Origin of the sequence: Olsenella sp. HMSC062G07, from assembly GCF_001811895.1 — a bacterium.
GTDB classification, from domain to species: domain Bacteria; phylum Actinomycetota; class Coriobacteriia; order Coriobacteriales; family Atopobiaceae; genus Olsenella_F; species Olsenella_F massiliensis.
In genome coordinates, this window is sequence record NZ_KV806951.1 from 380,872 (window position 1) to 397,078 (window position 16,207).

Genomic DNA, 16,207 nt, shown 5'->3' on the forward strand with positions numbered 1-16,207 from the left:
ACGAAAGTTATAGAATATGAAAGCAAGTAACAAGTAAGAATAATTTTTTGTTCCTAATCTTAAACAGGCATGAAGTGTTATTTCCTAGCGGCATAGAATCGTAAGCAAACATAAGTCAATCGGCTTTAGAGGACATGTGTATCGCGTCACACAATCACCACAAGAGAGGTCTTGATGGAGAAAAGATTGGGTCTTGAGGAGCGTCGTGCCGCCTTGTTCCAGCTGGTGGAGCGCGAGTCGTCCGTGCGTGTGCAGCAGCTTGTCGCAGAGTTCGGGGTGTCTCCTGTGACCATCCGTGGCGACCTTGCGGCCTTGGAGCGTGACGGCAAGCTCAAGCGCACCCATGGCGGGGCGGTGTCCCTCTCGCGGAGGCTGACCGTCTCGGTTCAGGAGAAGCGCCTGGGGGTGCAGGTGGAGGCAAAGCGCCTCATCGCACGCCGTGCCGCTGCCCTGGTTCAGGATGGCGAGACCCTGCTCGTGGACTCGGGCACCACTGCGCTCGAGCTTGTCAGGGCGCTCTCGCTGCATGCGGGACTCAAGATCGTGACCTGCGACCTCACCATCGCAGACTTCATTGACAGCTCCATGCCCAGCTGCGACGTTATCTTGCTGGGCGGCATGGTGCGTAAGGCTCACCGGTATACGACCGGCCCTCTCGCGCTCGCCTCGCTCGCGAGCCTCCATGCCGACGTCGCCTTCGTATGCCCAGGTTCCTATGTGCGCGGCTGCGGTCTCATGACCGACTATCCGAGCATGGCCGAGCTCAAGCGCGCTCTTCTGGGGGGTGCGGACCGCCGGGTCTGCCTCATGGACGCGAGTAAGGTGGGGGCTCGGGGGCTCATTCGCTTTGGGGGTCTTGCGGACGTGGAGACCGTCGTCATGGACGAGGACCCCCAGGGGCTCGTGGCGGCAGAGCTCGAGGGGCTGGACGTGGGGCTTGTGGTTGCATAGTTTTTGCTTGGCTTGGCTCGCCCATCCTGCGGCGAGCTAGACTAAGGGGGACGCCCGTGCGTCTGCGACCCACATTGTGCGCTCACGGCCTGGAGACCGACGGGCATCGACCGGGACAGACGGCGACTGACAGAGATTGAGGACCATGATCAAACTTGCGCTGACCGACCTTGACGACACCCTCATTCCCTATGGCGCCCCCAGCGCCAGCGACCGGGCGATTGCGGCCATCGGGTCCCTGCTTGACCGGGGCATCCATTTTGGGCCGGTGTCGGGGCGCGTGCCTGACGCCATGGGATGGATGTTTGCCGACGAGGGGCGCTGCTTTGCCACGGGCGCCTTCGCCAACGGGCAGGTGGTGCGCATTGACGGCGAGATCGTGCACGAGGAGTCCTTGGAGTCTGCGCTTCTGCAGGAGGTGGCAGACCTCTTGGACGGGAGAGGGGCGCCCGCTCTTCTTGCCACGTATGACGTGTACGGCAACAGCGCGCCCGTCTTTGTCACGCGTCGCCGCGGCGCGCTGGTGGATGAGCTTATGGACGGTGCGGGCATGGAGACGACGGTCGTCTCCGCCGTCGGTGGCACAAGCTGGCTCAAGAGCAACATCCACTGCGCCTGCGACCGCGACGAGATGGCCCAGATTCGCGACCTGTTGCGTCAGGAGCTGCCCGAGCTGGGGTTTGTGTTCCCGAGCCTTGTGGCTCCCTTCATCGACATCAGTCCTGCGGGGTGGGACAAGGGAGCCGCCGTTCGCTGGATGGCAGCTGAGCTGGGCATTGACCTGGATGAGGTTGCCACGTTTGGTGACTCCGAGAACGACCTTTCCATGATAGAGGCGGTGCCCAACTCCGTGGCGGTTGCCAACGCGGCTGACGTGGTCGCCCAGGCTGCCCGCTGGCACATTGGGCCCTCAGAGGAGGATGCCGTCGCCGCCGCCCTTGAAGACATCGCCCAGGCGGCAGAGACGGACGGGCTTCCCGCCTTCATGGGTGGGGGCGTCGCGTAAGAGATCCAAACGTTGCGCTTGGGGCGGACGGCGGTCCACGGCGCTGGCGACTCTTACGGCCCTCGCAGCCCTTGCGGCTCTTGTGGCTATTGGCTTGCGAGTGGCGGCGGCGCACACCTATACGTTTGGGAGTTCTCGGGCCACTCTCCTATACGTTTGAGAGTTGCTGGACCTCATACCTATACGTTTGAGAGCACCTGGTCGATAAAGTTATAAGTTTGCGAAATTGACGCTGCATTTGCCCAGGTAAGAATCGCCTTTTATTCTCAAACTTATTAGTATTCTCCCGATCCATCCTCAAACGTATTGGAACTCGTCGAACGTGCTCTCAAACGTATTGGAGTCCGGAGCACCGACCTCGGCCTTGCTAGAAGGCTCGACCTGGCTCCGCAGTAGTCCTTTGAGGACAAGCCGGGCTGTCTTCATTCGCCTCCCGTGCCGCCGCCTGCTTATCGTCCGTGCCGCCGCGTTGCGTCCTTCTCCCCGACGTGTCTTCTTTGTGAATGAGTTCCAAGACTTGCAATCCACCCATCCCGACGTAATATGAAAACAGATTCCGATTTTGATTGTGTCGGAGACCGCATGAGCGGCCCACGGCACCAAAGAGGAGCGATCAGCGCATGCCGGAGAGAACGTCAAAGAGGCGCACCTATAACACGCGTCAGCGCCAGGAGGTCATGGGCTTCATCGAGTCCCATGCAGACCGCTACCTGAGCGTCGATGAGCTCTTTGGCCTCATGCGGGGGGAGGGTTCGACGGTGGGGCGCACGACCACCTACAGAGCCCTTGAGTCCCTGGTCGCGTCGGGGTCTGTCGCCAAGGTCGTCGCGCCTGGCGGGGGAGAGTCACGATACCGGCTCATCGACCCATCTCGCCCTGACGAGGGACAGATGGTATGTTTGAGCTGCGGAAAGGTCTTTCCCCTTGATTGCGACATGCTGCTGCGTCTGGTGTCGCACGTCAGGAGCGAGCACGGCTTTGCCATCGAGCAGTCGCGCACGGTCTTATACGGCTACTGCGACGTCTGCGCCGAGGCCGCCCGCAGGTAGGGTGGCGCCGACGCGCGAGGCTGCGCCGCCGGCACGCGAGGCCCCCGTGCCACCGACGTCGGTCAAGGCATGAAACGATACGTCCCCTTTGGTTAGGAGTCATCTTGTCTTCCATCCTGTCACAGCTCGATCATTCGCCCTTCATGACCCGCCGCGGCTTCCTGGGCCTTACCGCCCTTTCCGCAGGCACGCTGCTTGCCGGTTGCGCCTCGCAAGGGGCTGCGCCATCGACGGGCCCCGACGCCGCTGGCTCCGCCACCAAGATCAAGGTCGCGGCGAGCTTTTACCCCATGTATGACTTTGCCTCCAAGATCGGCGGCGACCGCGTGGACGTGACCTGCCTTGTCCCTGCCGGCACGGAACCCCACGAGTGGGAGCCCTCGACGGCCGACATGCGTACGCTGGGCGAGGCCAAGCTCCTTGTGTATAACGGCGCGGGCATGGAGCACTGGGTCGACGACACGCTCGCCAGCCTGGGCGGCGACGTCCCCAAGGCCGTCGAGGCCAGCAAGGGCGCCGACCTCCTGAAGCTCTCCGCCGACGCCCTGAAGGAGGAGCAGGAGGAAGAGCAGAGCTCCGGCGGCGACCCGAGCAAGGTCTCGGACACCGACCCGCACTGCTGGCTCTCGCCTCGCGTCGCAAAGCAGGAGATGTCCAACATTCGCGACGGGCTCGTCGCCGTCGATCCTGACGGAGCGTCCACCTATGACGCCAACTACGAGACGTGGGCGGCAAAGCTGGACGCCCTCGACGAAGAGTTCAGGAGTGGTCTGGACCCCCTGCCCAACAAGTCCATCGTGGTGAGCCACGAGGCCTTCGGCTATCTCTGCCATGACTTTGGCCTGACTCAGATGCCCATCGAGGGCATCGAGGCGGACGCCGAGCCCGACGCCCAGGCCATGGCCAAGATCGTGGACTTCGTCAAGGCCCACGGCGTCAAGACCATCTTCTCCGAGGAGCTCGTGAGCCCCAAGGTGGCCCAGTCCATCGCCGACGCCACGGGCGCCAAGGTAGAGGTGCTCAACCCGCTTGAGGGCCTGTCTGACGAAGAGCTTGCCGCAGGCGACGACTACTTCTCGGTCATGAGGTCCAACCTCGACGAGCTTAAGAAGGCGCTTTCTTAAGATGGGACGTCCGTCAGAGGGCCAACGACGGGGGCATGCCCACGACGCCGACGGTACGCCGGTGCTGCTGAGCCAGGTGCGCTTCTCGTATAGGGGCACCGAGGTGCTCAAGGGCGTGGACGTGCGGGTGGACGCGGGCGAAATCTGCGCCTTGGTGGGCGACAACGGAGCCGGCAAGTCAACCATCGCCCGCGTGGTGGTGGGGGAGCTTGCCCCCGACGCCGGCATCGTGAGGCTCTTTGGCGAGAACCCCACGCGCTTCCAGGACTGGGAGCGCGTGGGCTACGTGCCGCAACTGCCCGGCGAGGCGGTGTCGCGCTTTCCCGCCAACGTGGGCGAGCTGGTGGACGCCAGCCAATACGCAAGCGGGAGGCGCCTGCGTCGTCGCGAGCGCCTGGAACGCTCCGCCGAGGCGCTCAGGCTCGTGCGCATGCAGGACTTTGGCCGGCGCCTCGTCAGCGAGCTCTCGGGCGGGCAGCTCCAGCGCGTGCGCCTGGCCTGCGCGCTCGTGGGCGACCCCTGCCTCCTAGTGCTTGACGAGCCCACCAACGGGCTCGACGCCGAGAGCAGGCGGACGTTCTACGACCTGCTGGGCGCCGCCCATCGCGAGAGGGGCATGGCGATTCTCCTCGTGACGCATGACCTTGAGGCGCTGCCGCTCCTGGGGGCGCGCGTGATACATGTGGGCGGCGGCCGCGCGGGCGGCGAGGCGGACGCAGACGGCGGCCGCGCGGGCGACGTTGCATGCGCGCCCGACCTGCCCGGGGTCGTCACCGAGGCGGGACGGAACGGGGGACATCGTGCTTGAGTACGTCTTCATGCAGCGCAGCCTTCTGGTGGGCGCGCTTTTGGGAGTCGCCATTCCCCTCGTGGGCGTGACCGTGGTGCTCAGGCGCCTCTCGATGATCGGTGACGCGCTCTCGCACACCTCGCTCGCGGGGGTGGCGGGCGGTCTTGTCGCGGGCGTCAGCCCCGTCGCCGGGGCCGTGGTGGCCTGCCTGGCCGGCGCCCTGTGCATCGAGGGCCTACGCCGGCGCTTTCGCGAGCAGTCCGAGCTGGCGGTTGCCATCGTCATGGCCACGGGCATCGGCCTGGCGGGCGTCCTCTCAGGGTTCGTGCCCAACGCCGCCAACTTCAGCAGCTTCATGTTTGGCAGCATCCTCACGGTGAGCCAGGGAGAGACCGTGGGCATCGTCGTCGTGAGCGTCCTGGCGACGGCATTCTGCCTTCTTGCCCGCCGCGAGCTCTTCCTGATGTCCTTTGACGAGCGACAGGCTCGCACGCTGGGCGTTCCCGTGGTCGTGGCAAACGTCGCCTTCGTGCTCGTCGTCGCCCTCGTGGTCGCTGTGGCGTCCCGCACGGTGGGCTCGCTCATCGTGTCGTCGATGATGGTGGTGCCGGTGGCCTGTGCCCTCCAGCTGGCACGGAGCTGGAGGCAGACCTGCATCATCTCGAGCGCCGTCGGGTTCGTCACCACCACAGGCGGGCTGGTCGTCTCGTACTATGCCGGCCTGAAGCCTGGTGGCACCATCGTCCTTTTGGCCGTTGCGCTGCTGCTTATGACCATGGGCGTGAGACGTCTGCTTGGCCTGGGGCGCTAGCCTACGTATGGCGTCGGTCGCCTCCCAAGCGCCGCCATTTCCGCCGACCGGCACCTTTGGCCTCGCCTCTTAGCCAGAACACGACGAACGTAACAGAATGCGGCCTAAATCGGGCCGATTCTGTTATATATGTCGTGTTCGCGCAGTGCCGCCGCGCCTGCGCCTGCCGGTGTCGTGTTCGCGCAGTGCCGCTCGTCCGCGCTCGCCGACGCCGCGTTCTTGCGGGTGCCTCGCGCTCGCGTGCGGCAGGATCGTCGTCCCCACATGACCCTGGGCGTGGCCCACGGCCTCGACCACCCTCTGCGCACAAGATTTCCTATACTCAAACGGGGCTCCGCACACGACGCGGCGGCACGAGAACCCGGAGGCGGCCATGGCGCATGACATCAAGCTCATACTGACGGACATCGACGGCACGATCCTGCCCTACGGCCAGCCCGAGGTGAGCGAGAGGTGCGTGGCTGCCTTCCACGCCGCCATGGATGCCGGCATCCACATAGGCCCCGCCAGCGGCAGGGGCCACAAGTGGCTGCCCCCGCTGCTCAGGGGCGACGAGTCCTGCTGCGCCGACGCGCTTGCCTCCAACGGCATGGAAGTCTACCTGGACGACGAGCGCATTCATGTCGAGACCCTGGACCACGGCGTGCTTGACCGGCTGGCGAAGGTCCTCGCGACGATGGACGGTACCGGTCTCGTGTGCTTTGACGACCAGACGCCCGTCCTGGTGCAGGGAAGCCTCGACGATCTCACGGCCTGCTTCCCCTCATATGGCTCGCGCGCCATCGTCGCGGACGCCGTGCCTGCCTGCGAGATCGTCAAGGCCAACGTCTTCTTTGACGGGACGCTCGCACAGATGCATGACCTTGCGGGGCGCCTGCACGACCTCGTGCCGACACTTGACTTTGACGTCCCGCAGCCCGGCTGGCTCAACATCCTCACGAACGGCTGGGGCAAGGGCCCGGCCATCGACGTCCTCTGCCACCATCTGGGCATTGACGTCGATCAGGTGGCCGTCTTCGGTGACGGCGGCAACGACGTCTCGATGCTTTCGTATGTGCCCGTGTCGTTTGCGGTGGAGGGTGCCGCGCCTGACGCCTGGGAGGCGGCGACGTACCATCTGGGTCGCTGCGAGGACGAGGCGGCGGTCCAGATGATCGAGGCCCTGGCGGCGGGGGAGACGCCATACCTGCGCGCGTGACGTCGTGATGTCGGCGCGGGCGGGCGTCGCGTGTGCTACCATGACCCAAGGCAACGACGGAGAGGTTCTGTCGCCGCGTGACTTGCGAACAAGAGAGGGCGCCCACCGGCTGAGAGGCGCCTGCGTGGGTCGGCGACAGGAGTTCACTCCAGCAGCCGCGAGCTTAACGGCGAGACGCGCAGGCAGCCGCCCGGACACGGGCACGACCGCGGCGCCCGTCGCCCAGTAGGTGAGCCGGCCGTCCCACGACACGGGGCGCAACGAGTGGTCGCGCGCGAGAGACAACGCTCGCGACAAGCAAGGTGGTACCGCGGATCATCCGTCCTTGGGCATGTGCTCAGGGGCGTTTTTTTGACGAGAGGGGTTTGGGTATGGCATTGTCCGACGACCTGAGGGCCATTCAGGAACAGGTGGGAAAGAGGCTGCGCGCGGCGCGGACCCTGGCCGAGCTCGATCAGGTGCGCGTGGGCTCCCTGGGCAAGAAGGGCTCGCTCACGGCCATCATGCGCTCCATGGGGTCGGTGCCCAAGGAGGAGCGTCCCGCCATGGGCCGGCTCGCCAACACCGTGCGCGCCAACGTGGAGCGCGCCATCGCGACGCGCAAGGAGGAGCTGTCCCAGGAGGCGCTCGCGGCCAAGATCGCCGCCGAGGAGGTTGACGTCACGCTACCCGGGAGGCGCCTGTCGCTGGGCACCCAGCACCTCATCTCGCAGATCCGCGAGGAGATCGAGGACATCTTCTGCGACCTGGGATACACCGTCGAGGACGGCCCCTACGTCGAGACCGCCTACTACAACTTCACGGCGCTCAACGCCCCGGAGGACCATCCCAGCCGATCGGCCAAGGACACCTTCTACGTGGCGGACAACGCACCCGAGGGCAAGGGCGTCTCGGTCCTCGGCGAGTCCGACGTGCTGCTGCGCACCCAGACCTCGGGCGTCCAGGTGCATGTGATGGAGGAGAAGGAGCCTCCCATCTACATGATCTGCCCGGGCACCGTCTTCAGGCCCGACACGGCCGACGCCAATCACCTTCCCCAGTTCACCCAGGTGGAGGGCCTCGTGGTGGACAAGGGCATCACCTTTGGCGACCTCAAGGGCACGCTCGACCACTTCTGTCGCGAGATCTTCGGTAAGGACCGCGCCACGCGCTACCGCCCGCACTTCTTCCCCTTCACGGAGCCAAGCTGCGAGGTGGACGTGTCGTGTGGCGTCTGCGGCGGCGCCGGCTGCCGCTTCTGCAAGGGCACGGGCTGGCTCGAGATACTGGGCTGCGGCATGGTCGATCCCAACGTCTTTAAGTATGTGGGCATCGATCCTGAGACGTACACGGGCTTTGCCTTCGGCATCGGCGTGGAGCGCGTCGCGGCGCTTCGTTACGACCTGCCCGACCTGCGCATGCTCATGACGGGAGACATGCGCTTCCTCAGGCAGTTCTAGGAGCCGCCGGACGGCCCGACCGCCCGGCTCGTCCGGCGACGGGCCCCACCCGCCTGTCATCACACCCCATCGCGCGAGCAGAAAGCGAGACACCATGCGCGTTTCATATGAATGGCTCAAGGACATGGTCGACCTTCCCGACGACCCGGCCGACCTCGTCGCCGCGCTCACCCGCACCGGCACGGAGGTCGAGGCCGTCGAGCGCGTCGGCGCCGACATCACCAAGGTTGTCACCTCCCAGGTCCTCGAGCGGAGCTTGCATCCTGATTCCGACCACCTGTACGTCTGCAAGATGGACGTGGGACCCTACAACGTGGACGAGGAGGGCAACCCCACGCCCCTCCAGGTGGTCTGCGGCGCCCAGAACTTCAGGCAGGGCGACAAGACCGTCACGGCCCTCGTGGGCGCCACGCTGCCGGGCGGCGTCACGATCAAGAAGGGGAAGCTCCGCGGCGTCGATTCCTGCGGCATGAACTGCTCCAGCCGCGAGCTGGGGCTCGGCTCCGACCATGCGGGCATCATGATCCTGCCGGCCGACGCGCCCGTGGGCGTTGACTTCGTCTCGTGGCAGAAGCTGAGCGACACCGTCATCGACTGCGAGATCACCCCCAACCGTCCCGACTGCCTGTCGATGGCAGGCATGGCCACGGAGGTCGCGGCCGTCCTGGACGAGGACACCCATGTCGAGCTGCCTCGCATCGCCCGCGAGTCCGCCGAGTTCGGTCGCACGGCCGACCTGGTGGACGTGAGCATCCAGGACCCGTCGCTCTGCAGCCGCTACGCCGCCCGCGTCGTCCGCAACGTCAAGATCGGCCCCAGCCCCGAGTGGCTGGCGCGCCGCATCATCGCGGCCGGCGCCCGTCCCATCAACAATGTCGTCGATGTCACCAACTACGTGATGTTTCTCACCGGCCAGCCGCTTCATGCCTTTGACCTGGGCAAGCTCAGCGAGCGAGACGGTCGGCGCCATGTGGTGGTGCGCGCGGCGGCCGACGGCGAGCGCATCGTGACCCTTGACGGTCAGACGCGCACGCTCACGTCCGACATGGTCGTCATCACTGACGACGGCCATGCGCCCATCTGCCTCGCCGGCGTCATGGGCAGCCAGAACTCCGAGATCGACGAGGGGACCGTTGACGTCCTGCTCGAGGCGGCGCGCTTTGACGCGGGCCACATCAGCCGCACGAGTCGCAACCTCACCCTCATGAGCGAGGCGTCCATCCGCTTCGAGCGGCAGGTCGACGCCTCCGCCTGCGCGGACGTCGCGGACGTCGTCGCCGCCCTGTTCGAGGCCTGCTGCTCGGCCCAGGTGTGCGAGGGCAGGGTGGACGAGTACCCGCTCGTGACGAAGCGCGTCACGATCGAGCTGCGTCCCGACCGCGTCCGCGCCCTCTGCGGCGCCCCCATAGAGACCGCGTTCATGGCGTCGCGCCTCGAGCGCCTGGGCTGCGAGGTCTCGCGCGGCGCGGATGACACGCAGGCCCTGGTCGTGGTGGCACCCAGCAACCGCCCCGACCTCACGCGCGATATCGACCTCGTGGAGGAGGTGCTGCGCCTGTGGGGCGAGGGCGACGTCGAGCCTACGCTTCCCGCCGCGCGCAACCATGCGGGCGGCCTGACCTGCGAGCAGCGGCGACTCCGCCAGATTGGCCAGGTCCTGCGCTCCTGCGGCCTGTCCGAGACCAGCACCTACAACTTTGCCGACCCCGACGACCTCACACGCCTGGGCATGGGCGAGCAGGGCAGGGGCGTCCCGGTGAAGATCCTGCACCCTCTGGTGGACAACCAGTCCCAGATGCGGCGAAATCTCCTTGCCGGCCTGCTGCGCTCCGTCGCCTACAATCGCGACCATGGCGTCGAGAACGTCCATCTGTACGAGATAGGCCGCGTGTTCTTTGGTCACGAGCGACGCAGCCAGCCGACGGAGCCCAGCTACGTCGCCGGCGTCCTCAGCGGCTCCTGGGGCGATGACCAATGGTGCGCCAAGCACGAGTCCCTTGATTTCTATGACGCCAAGGGCGTCGTCGAGACGCTCCTTGACGCCCTGCGCGTTACCAAGCTGCGCTTCCGTCCGGCCGACCCCGCGACCTACGGATGGCTGCAGCCCGGCAGGGGGGCCGAAGTGCTCGCTCAGGGCGAGCTGATCGGCTGGGTGGGCAACGTCCACCCCACCGCGCTTGCCGCCTTTGACATCGATGCGCCCGTGGTGGCCTTTGAGCTCGCCGTCGCGGCCCTGCAGCGCCTCGCCCGCCGCGAGCTGCCTTATGAGGAGGTGCCGACGCTGCCGGGCGTCTCCATCGACCTCGCCCTCGTCGTCGACGAGGCGATGAGCTACGAGCAGCTGTCCCAGCGCATCAAGAGCGCCGGCGGCAAGCTGCTGACGGACGTGCGCCTCTTTGACGTGTATCGTGACCCCGTGCGCGTGGGCGAGGGCAAGAAGTCCATGGCCTTCTCGCTCACCTATCGCGCGGCGGACCACACGCTCACCTCGGCCGAGGTGGACAAGGCCCATGAGAGGCTCATCAAGAAGGTCATGAGGTCGACGGGTGGTGAGGTGCGCAGCTAGCGGTCAGGGACGCAGGCTGCCGACCATGCCAAGCTGGAACGTACACACCGCGCACGTGGAACGGCTCCTTGGGGACCACGACCCCGGGGAGCTGGGCATCCGTGACACAAACGCCTTCCTGTTTGGCAACTATGTTCCGGACGTGTACGTGGGCTACATGGTCAGCCCCCTGTCGCACCGCCTGCCCTATCGCGAGACGCACTTCGTGGACCCAGGGCATGTGCCCGAGCCGCGCTTTTGGGAGTTCTGGGAGCGCTATGGCCTTCCCAGCGCCGACGAGGGGGGCAGGGTCAGCGACGTCGTGCTGGGCGCCTGGTGTCACCTCGTGGCGGACAACGGCTACAACCATGAGGTCAACCTGCTCATAGCCCGTCGCGGCGTCGTTCCCGGCGACATGACGCGCAGGCGCAAGCAGCACGACTTCGACCTGTTTGGCCACACCTTGGGAATCTCGATGCAATGCGCCATGAGCGAGCGTCTCGTGAGTGAGGCGCGCGGCTTTCCGCAGTATGCGATCGAGAGGGACGACCTGCGTCGCGCGGTGGCGTCGGCCCGTCGCATCGTGCGTTCGAACCACTCGCACGAAAGGTCAGGTCCGCCCCCCACGTACAGCCTCATCCAGCCTGCGGAGTTCGACCGCATGTTCAGGACGGTGCACGAGCGCCTTGAGGCGGGCCTTGCCGCCTATGCTCGCCTCGGCGCCGACGCGCCCCTCCTGCGGACGCCCCTCCCGCACGCTAGCGCCGCAGACGCCTAGCCACCTCAAGGTATTCCAACCTGCCGTCGATGTAGTCGGCAAAGGCGTCACGTGGCTCCTGCCCATGAAAGGCGGCGCACAGGCCGCAGAGGTCGCAGTCGGACAGACAGGGGTGGCTGCGGTCGACGAAGGCGCGGCGCTCCTTTGGGGTGGAGCCGGCAACGGGCGGGGCGGCAGCTCCGCCGGCAGGGCCCATCAGCACATCACCTCGTCCACGACCTCGAGCAGCTCCTCGATCGGCAGGCCCAGGCGGGGGTCGCGCGCGCCGGCGCCCTGTCGAATCATCTCGCGCACGGCATCCATGGCGCACTGCGTCGAGCTCGCCAGCATCTGTCCCTGGAGGAGCCGCCCTAAAAGCACGGCGGCAAAGACGTCGCCCGTGCCTCTGAAGTTTGCGTCCACATGCTCATAGGGCAGGACGAAGCGCTCGTCCAGAAAGGCGTCGTAGCCGATCACGCAGTGCCCCACGCCCTCCATCAAACAGCTCGTGACGAGGGCGGAGAGGGGGCCAAGGGCGAGCAGGTCGTCAAGCAGCCGGTCGGCCTCGCGACGCGTCAGGGGACTCGTCGTATGGTCGGTGCCGGTGAGCAGGCAGGCCTCGGTGTAGTTGGGAACGCTGAGGCTCGCCCCGCTCACCAGCGTGCGCATGCTCGCGACGGTGTCCCCGCCCAGGTTGCGGTACAGCCTGCCGTCGTCGGCCATGATGGGGTCAACGAGGATGCACACATCCTCGCGCTCGTAGCGGCTGCAATAGTCGCTCACGAGGTCCGCCTGCTCGCTGGAGGCGATGAAGCCCACGGCGACGGCGTCAAAGCAAAAGCCCAGCGCGTCCCAGGCCTTGAGGGTGCGCCGCATGTGCTCGGTGGTGTCCATGAGCTCGAAGTGCTCGTAGTCGAGCGAGTTGGAGAGCAGGGCCGTGGGAAGCTTGCTGGCGGGAAAGCCCATGTACGAGAGGATGGGCGACATGGCGGCGACGCCCTCCTTGCCCGCCTCTATGAGGTTGCTCACCAGCAGCACCTGCTTGTCCATGGACGCTCTCTCAATCTGCTCGCCTGACGACCGAGTCCGCACGCACAGCATACCCCGGGCGCGCGAGCGGGTCCTAACTATGGGCGCGAGCCAATCGGCGTACGGGCGTGCGGTTGTGAAGTCGCGGCAAAAGGGAGAGGCACGGGCAGAGAACCTCCCGTGCTGGTGGGCTGCCCCCTCCCTGCGGCGCCTCCTAGAGCCTTCCTCTGAAGGTCCTCTCGACGAACTCGGCGAGCTTTCCCTCCTTGGCGAGCCTGGCGGAGTCGGCCTTGACGAAGTTCGTGGCGCAGCCTCCTGCGACCTCCCCGTCGTAGCCAAGGATGTAGTGCGTCGCTATCTGGTAGATGATCTCGGTCGGCGCGATGCCGAAGACCTGCCTCGTCAAGATGTGGTCAAGCCTCCTGCGGTCGTCCGGGAAGAGCGCGCGCATAAAGGCGCAAAGATTATCGACATCGCCCGGTGGCGTGCGGGGTAACCTAAAAAAGCGCGCCTTTGCGATCGGACGAGAGGGGAGTTCCCATGAGCTGGTTCGAGGAAGCGGTCGTCTATCAGGTGTATCCCTTGGGGCTCACGGGCGCCCCGTACGAGAACGACGGCGTTTCGGCCCCCACGTCGCGCATGCTCCAGCTTGTCGACAACGGCTGGATCGACCACATGGTAGGTCTCAATGCCACCTGCCTTTTGCTCAACCCCGTGTTCGAGAGCGGCACGCACGGCTATGACACCCGCGACTACCTGCAGGTTGACCGCCGCCTGGGCACGAACGCGGACCTGCGCCGCGTCGTGGACGCCTGCCACGAGCACGGCATCAAGGTGCTGCTCGACGGCGTGTTCAACCATGTGGGGCGTGGCTTCTGGGCCTTTGAGGATGTGCTCGCGCGCAGGCAGGAGAGTCCATATGCCGGGTGGTTCCGCATCGACTTCGAGGGCGACAACGAATGGGGGGACGGCTTCTCCTACGACTGCTGGGAGGGCGTGGGCGAGCTCGTGACCCTCAACCACGACAACTTCGAGCTGAACGCCTACCTTGCCGACGTCATACGCCGGTGGGAGGGTGAGTTTGGCATCGACGGCCTCAGGCTAGATGTGGCCTACTGCCTGGACCTGGGCTTCCTTGGCTATCTGCGCCAAGTTGCCGACGAGCTCACCGCACGGCGCTCCGAGCGCCTGGGTCCGCGTGACGGCAAGTTCGCGCTCGTGGGCGAGACCCTGTTTGGCGACTATCGGCGCTGGATGGGCGAGGGGCTCTGTGACGCGGTGATCAACTACGAGCTGTACAAGGGCCTCTGGTCATCCATGAACGCGCGCAACATGCATGAGGTGGCCTACTCCCTCAAGAGGCAGAGCGGGTCGGAGCCCTGGGACCTCTACACGGGGTGTCACCTGCTGACCTTCCTCGACAACCATGACGTCGCGCGCATCGCGACCCAGCTTGCCGACGTGCGCCAGCTGCCGGCGCTGTACGGCCTGCTCTTTGGCGCCCCCGGCGTTCCCGCCTTGTATTACGGGAGCGAGTGGGGCATCACGGGCGAGAAGCGTCCGGGCGACCACGAGATTCGCCCCGCGCTGGCGGCGCCCGAGAGCAACGCGCTCACGGAGCTGATCGCGGCCCTCGCGGCGGCGCGCAGGCCGGGGGCGCCCGGCTCCGAGGCCCTGGCGTGGGGAGACTATGAGGAACTCCAGGTCTCGCCGACGACCCTGGTCTTTCAGCGCGCGAGCGAGCACGAGCGGGTCATCGTCGCCGTGAACGCGGGAGACGAGGCGTGCACCCTCCACTTTGACGCGCGCTGCGGGCGCGCGACCGACCTCGTCACGGGCGCGTGGCATGACTTTGGCGGGGGCTCCACGGTGGCGCCCCTCACGACCTGCCTCTGGCTCTGCGAGCGCTAAGCCGCGCGACGGGCCGGGCGTCCCGGCTTGCCAGGACGGTTCAGACGGGACGGCGCCCCTCCGATGAGGGGCGCCGCTGCGTCGGGAGCATGTGGGCAAGGCCGCCGGAGGCTACTGAATCTGGCACACCATGGTCATGTTGGTCGACGTGGTGTAGTCGCCCTGCGAGGGGGAGGTCTGCGGGTCGCCGGCGGTGATCACCACGATCTCGCCGGTCTCGACCAGGTCCAGCTCCTTTGCAAGCGACAGCGCGTTGTAGCAGGTGGCGGCAAGGGAGCCCTGCTCGGTGGTCTTGAACGCCTGGACGCCCCACTGGAAGCAGGTCTTGCGGATGGCGTGGTTCGAGGGGGACATCGCGTAAATGGGCAGCTTGGGCCTGAAGTTTGAGATGAGGCGCGCGGTGCGTCCGGAGTGCGTGGGGCAGATGATGCAGGTGGCACCCACGCGGTCGGAGATCTCAACCGCAGCCGCGCCGATGGCGGAGTTGACGTTCTTGATGCCACCGCGGTCGTGGTACTCGTTATGCTCACCCAGGTACCGCTCGGTGTCCAGGGCGATGGAGGTCATCATCTTCACCGCCTCGACAGGGTACTTGCCCGCAGCGGTCTCGCCGGAGAGCATGATGCAGTCCGTGCCGTCATAGATGGCGTTGGCGACGTCCGCGACCTCGGCGCGCGTGGGGCGCGGGTTGTGAATCATGGAGTCAAGCATCTGCGTGGCGGTGATGACGGGCTTGTAGGCCGCGTTGCACTTGTTGATGATGGTCTTCTGGATGTGTGGGACCTCGGCGGGGTTGACCTCCACGCCCAGGTCGCCACGGGCGACCATGATACCGTCGGAGTGCTCGAGGATCTCGTCAAAGTTCTTGACGCCCAGCGCGCTCTCGATCTTGGGGAAGATGTACACGTTGCGCACGCCGCTGTCGGCGCAGAGGCGGCGAATCTCGTCGACGGCAGCGCCGTTGCGTATGAACGAGGCGGCAATGGCGTCAATGCCCAGCTCGCAGCCGAACATGATGTCGGCGCGGTCCTGCTCGGTGACCGAGGGCAGCGAGATGTCCACGTTGGGAATGTTGACGCCCTTCTTCTCGCCCAGCTCGCCGCCGTTGACGACCGTGCAGTGCATGTCCGCGCCCTCGACGCGCTCCACCTCGAGGCCGATGAGGCCGTCGTCGATGAGGATGACGGAACCCTTTTTGACCTCGGTAGGAAGGAGCTTGTAGTCGAGCGAGAAGCGCTCGGCCGTGCCGGCGACGCCCTCATCCGTCGTCACGACGACGTGGGCGCCCGTCTCGAGCGTGACCTTCTGATGGTCCTTGAGCTCGCCGGTGCGGACCTCGGGACCCTTGGTGTCGAGCATGATGGCGACGGGGAGCTTGAGTTCCGCGGAGATGCGGCGGACGCGCTCAATGTTGTTGCGGTGGTAGTCATGCGAGCCGTGGCTGAAGTTGAAGCGTGCCACGTTCATGCCGTTGGCGATGAGGCCGCGCAGGACCTCGTCGTCCTCGGTGGCGGGGCCCATGGTGCAGATGATCTTGGTCCTCTTGGATGTCATGTGAGATGAATCCTCTCTCCTCAAAGCAACTGGCTGACCTGGG

15 protein-coding genes are annotated in these 16,207 nt (G+C 66.0%); 11 read left to right on the plus strand and 4 right to left on the minus strand.

The features are described 5' to 3' along the window. The first annotated feature begins 174 nt into the window (after positions 1-174). The 10 genes from HMPREF2826_RS04895 (at position 175) to HMPREF2826_RS04940 (ending at position 11,691) form a co-directional block, all read left to right on the plus strand. Complete coding sequence (locus tag HMPREF2826_RS04895; protein ID WP_070639684.1) at positions 175-951, plus strand: DeoR/GlpR family DNA-binding transcription regulator; 777 nt, start codon at positions 175-177, stop codon at positions 949-951. 145 nt (positions 952-1,096) lie between these two features. Continuing rightward, entirely contained in the window at positions 1,097-1,957 is an 861-nt protein-coding gene (locus tag HMPREF2826_RS04900) for an HAD hydrolase family protein (RefSeq protein WP_070639686.1), read from the plus strand. 620 nt (positions 1,958-2,577) lie between these two features. After that, a complete protein-coding gene (locus HMPREF2826_RS04905) occupies positions 2,578-3,006 on the plus strand; it encodes a Fur family transcriptional regulator (RefSeq protein WP_058271170.1) in 429 nt (142 codons plus the stop codon). A gap of 116 nt (positions 3,007-3,122) precedes the next feature. Beyond that, entirely contained in the window at positions 3,123-4,130 is a 1,008-nt protein-coding gene (locus HMPREF2826_RS04910; protein WP_371440586.1) for a metal ABC transporter substrate-binding protein, read from the plus strand. A 1-nt stretch (position 4,131) separates the two neighbouring features. Further along, positions 4,132-4,938, plus strand: a complete 807-nt coding sequence (locus HMPREF2826_RS04915; RefSeq protein WP_070639688.1) for a metal ABC transporter ATP-binding protein — start codon at positions 4,132-4,134, stop codon at positions 4,936-4,938. Further along, positions 4,931-5,731, plus strand: coding sequence for a metal ABC transporter permease (locus HMPREF2826_RS04920; protein ID WP_070639690.1), 801 nt, complete (start codon positions 4,931-4,933; stop codon positions 5,729-5,731). Before HMPREF2826_RS04915 ends, HMPREF2826_RS04920 begins: the two co-directional genes overlap by 8 nt. Before the next feature lie 373 nt (positions 5,732-6,104). Further along, positions 6,105-6,929: an HAD family hydrolase gene (locus HMPREF2826_RS04925; RefSeq protein ID WP_070639692.1), complete on the plus strand. Its 825-nt coding sequence runs from the start codon at positions 6,105-6,107 to the stop codon at positions 6,927-6,929. 371 nt (positions 6,930-7,300) lie between these two features. Then, complete coding sequence (gene pheS, locus HMPREF2826_RS04930; protein ID WP_070639694.1) at positions 7,301-8,368, plus strand: phenylalanine--tRNA ligase subunit alpha; 1,068 nt, start codon at positions 7,301-7,303, stop codon at positions 8,366-8,368. A gap of 94 nt (positions 8,369-8,462) precedes the next feature. Further along, positions 8,463-10,934: a phenylalanine--tRNA ligase subunit beta gene (pheT, locus tag HMPREF2826_RS04935; protein WP_070639696.1), complete on the plus strand. Its 2,472-nt coding sequence runs from the start codon at positions 8,463-8,465 to the stop codon at positions 10,932-10,934. A 25-nt stretch (positions 10,935-10,959) separates the two neighbouring features. Further along, positions 10,960-11,691 (plus strand): hypothetical protein, encoded by a 732-nt coding sequence (locus tag HMPREF2826_RS04940; protein WP_070639697.1) that lies wholly within the window; start codon positions 10,960-10,962, stop codon positions 11,689-11,691. Here HMPREF2826_RS04940 and HMPREF2826_RS04945 read toward each other — a convergent pair. The 3 genes from HMPREF2826_RS04945 to HMPREF2826_RS04955 form a co-directional block, all read right to left on the minus strand. Next, entirely contained in the window at positions 11,672-11,887 is a 216-nt protein-coding gene (locus HMPREF2826_RS04945; protein ID WP_070639698.1) for a hypothetical protein, read from the minus strand. The two genes, HMPREF2826_RS04940 and HMPREF2826_RS04945, sit on opposite strands and share 20 nt — an antisense overlap. Then, positions 11,887-12,720, minus strand: coding sequence for a bifunctional hydroxymethylpyrimidine kinase/phosphomethylpyrimidine kinase (locus HMPREF2826_RS04950; RefSeq protein WP_070639699.1), 834 nt, complete (start codon positions 12,718-12,720; stop codon positions 11,887-11,889). The genes HMPREF2826_RS04945 and HMPREF2826_RS04950 overlap by 1 nt, the downstream gene beginning before the upstream one ends. A gap of 193 nt (positions 12,721-12,913) precedes the next feature. Next, positions 12,914-13,105, minus strand: coding sequence for a hypothetical protein (locus HMPREF2826_RS04955; RefSeq protein WP_210388972.1), 192 nt, complete (start codon positions 13,103-13,105; stop codon positions 12,914-12,916). 134 nt (positions 13,106-13,239) lie between these two features. Between HMPREF2826_RS04955 and HMPREF2826_RS04960 the strand changes: the two genes are divergently transcribed. Then, the gene (locus HMPREF2826_RS04960) at positions 13,240-14,610 is read left to right on the plus strand and encodes an alpha-amylase family glycosyl hydrolase (protein ID WP_070639707.1); all 1,371 of its coding nucleotides are present in this window, start codon (positions 13,240-13,242) and stop codon (positions 14,608-14,610) included. 111 nt (positions 14,611-14,721) lie between these two features. Here the strand turns inward: HMPREF2826_RS04960 and pyk are convergent, their stop codons facing one another. After that, the gene (gene pyk, locus HMPREF2826_RS04965) at positions 14,722-16,164 is read right to left on the minus strand and encodes a pyruvate kinase (RefSeq protein WP_070639709.1); all 1,443 of its coding nucleotides are present in this window, start codon (positions 16,162-16,164) and stop codon (positions 14,722-14,724) included. Between the last annotated feature and the right edge of the window lie 43 nt (positions 16,165-16,207).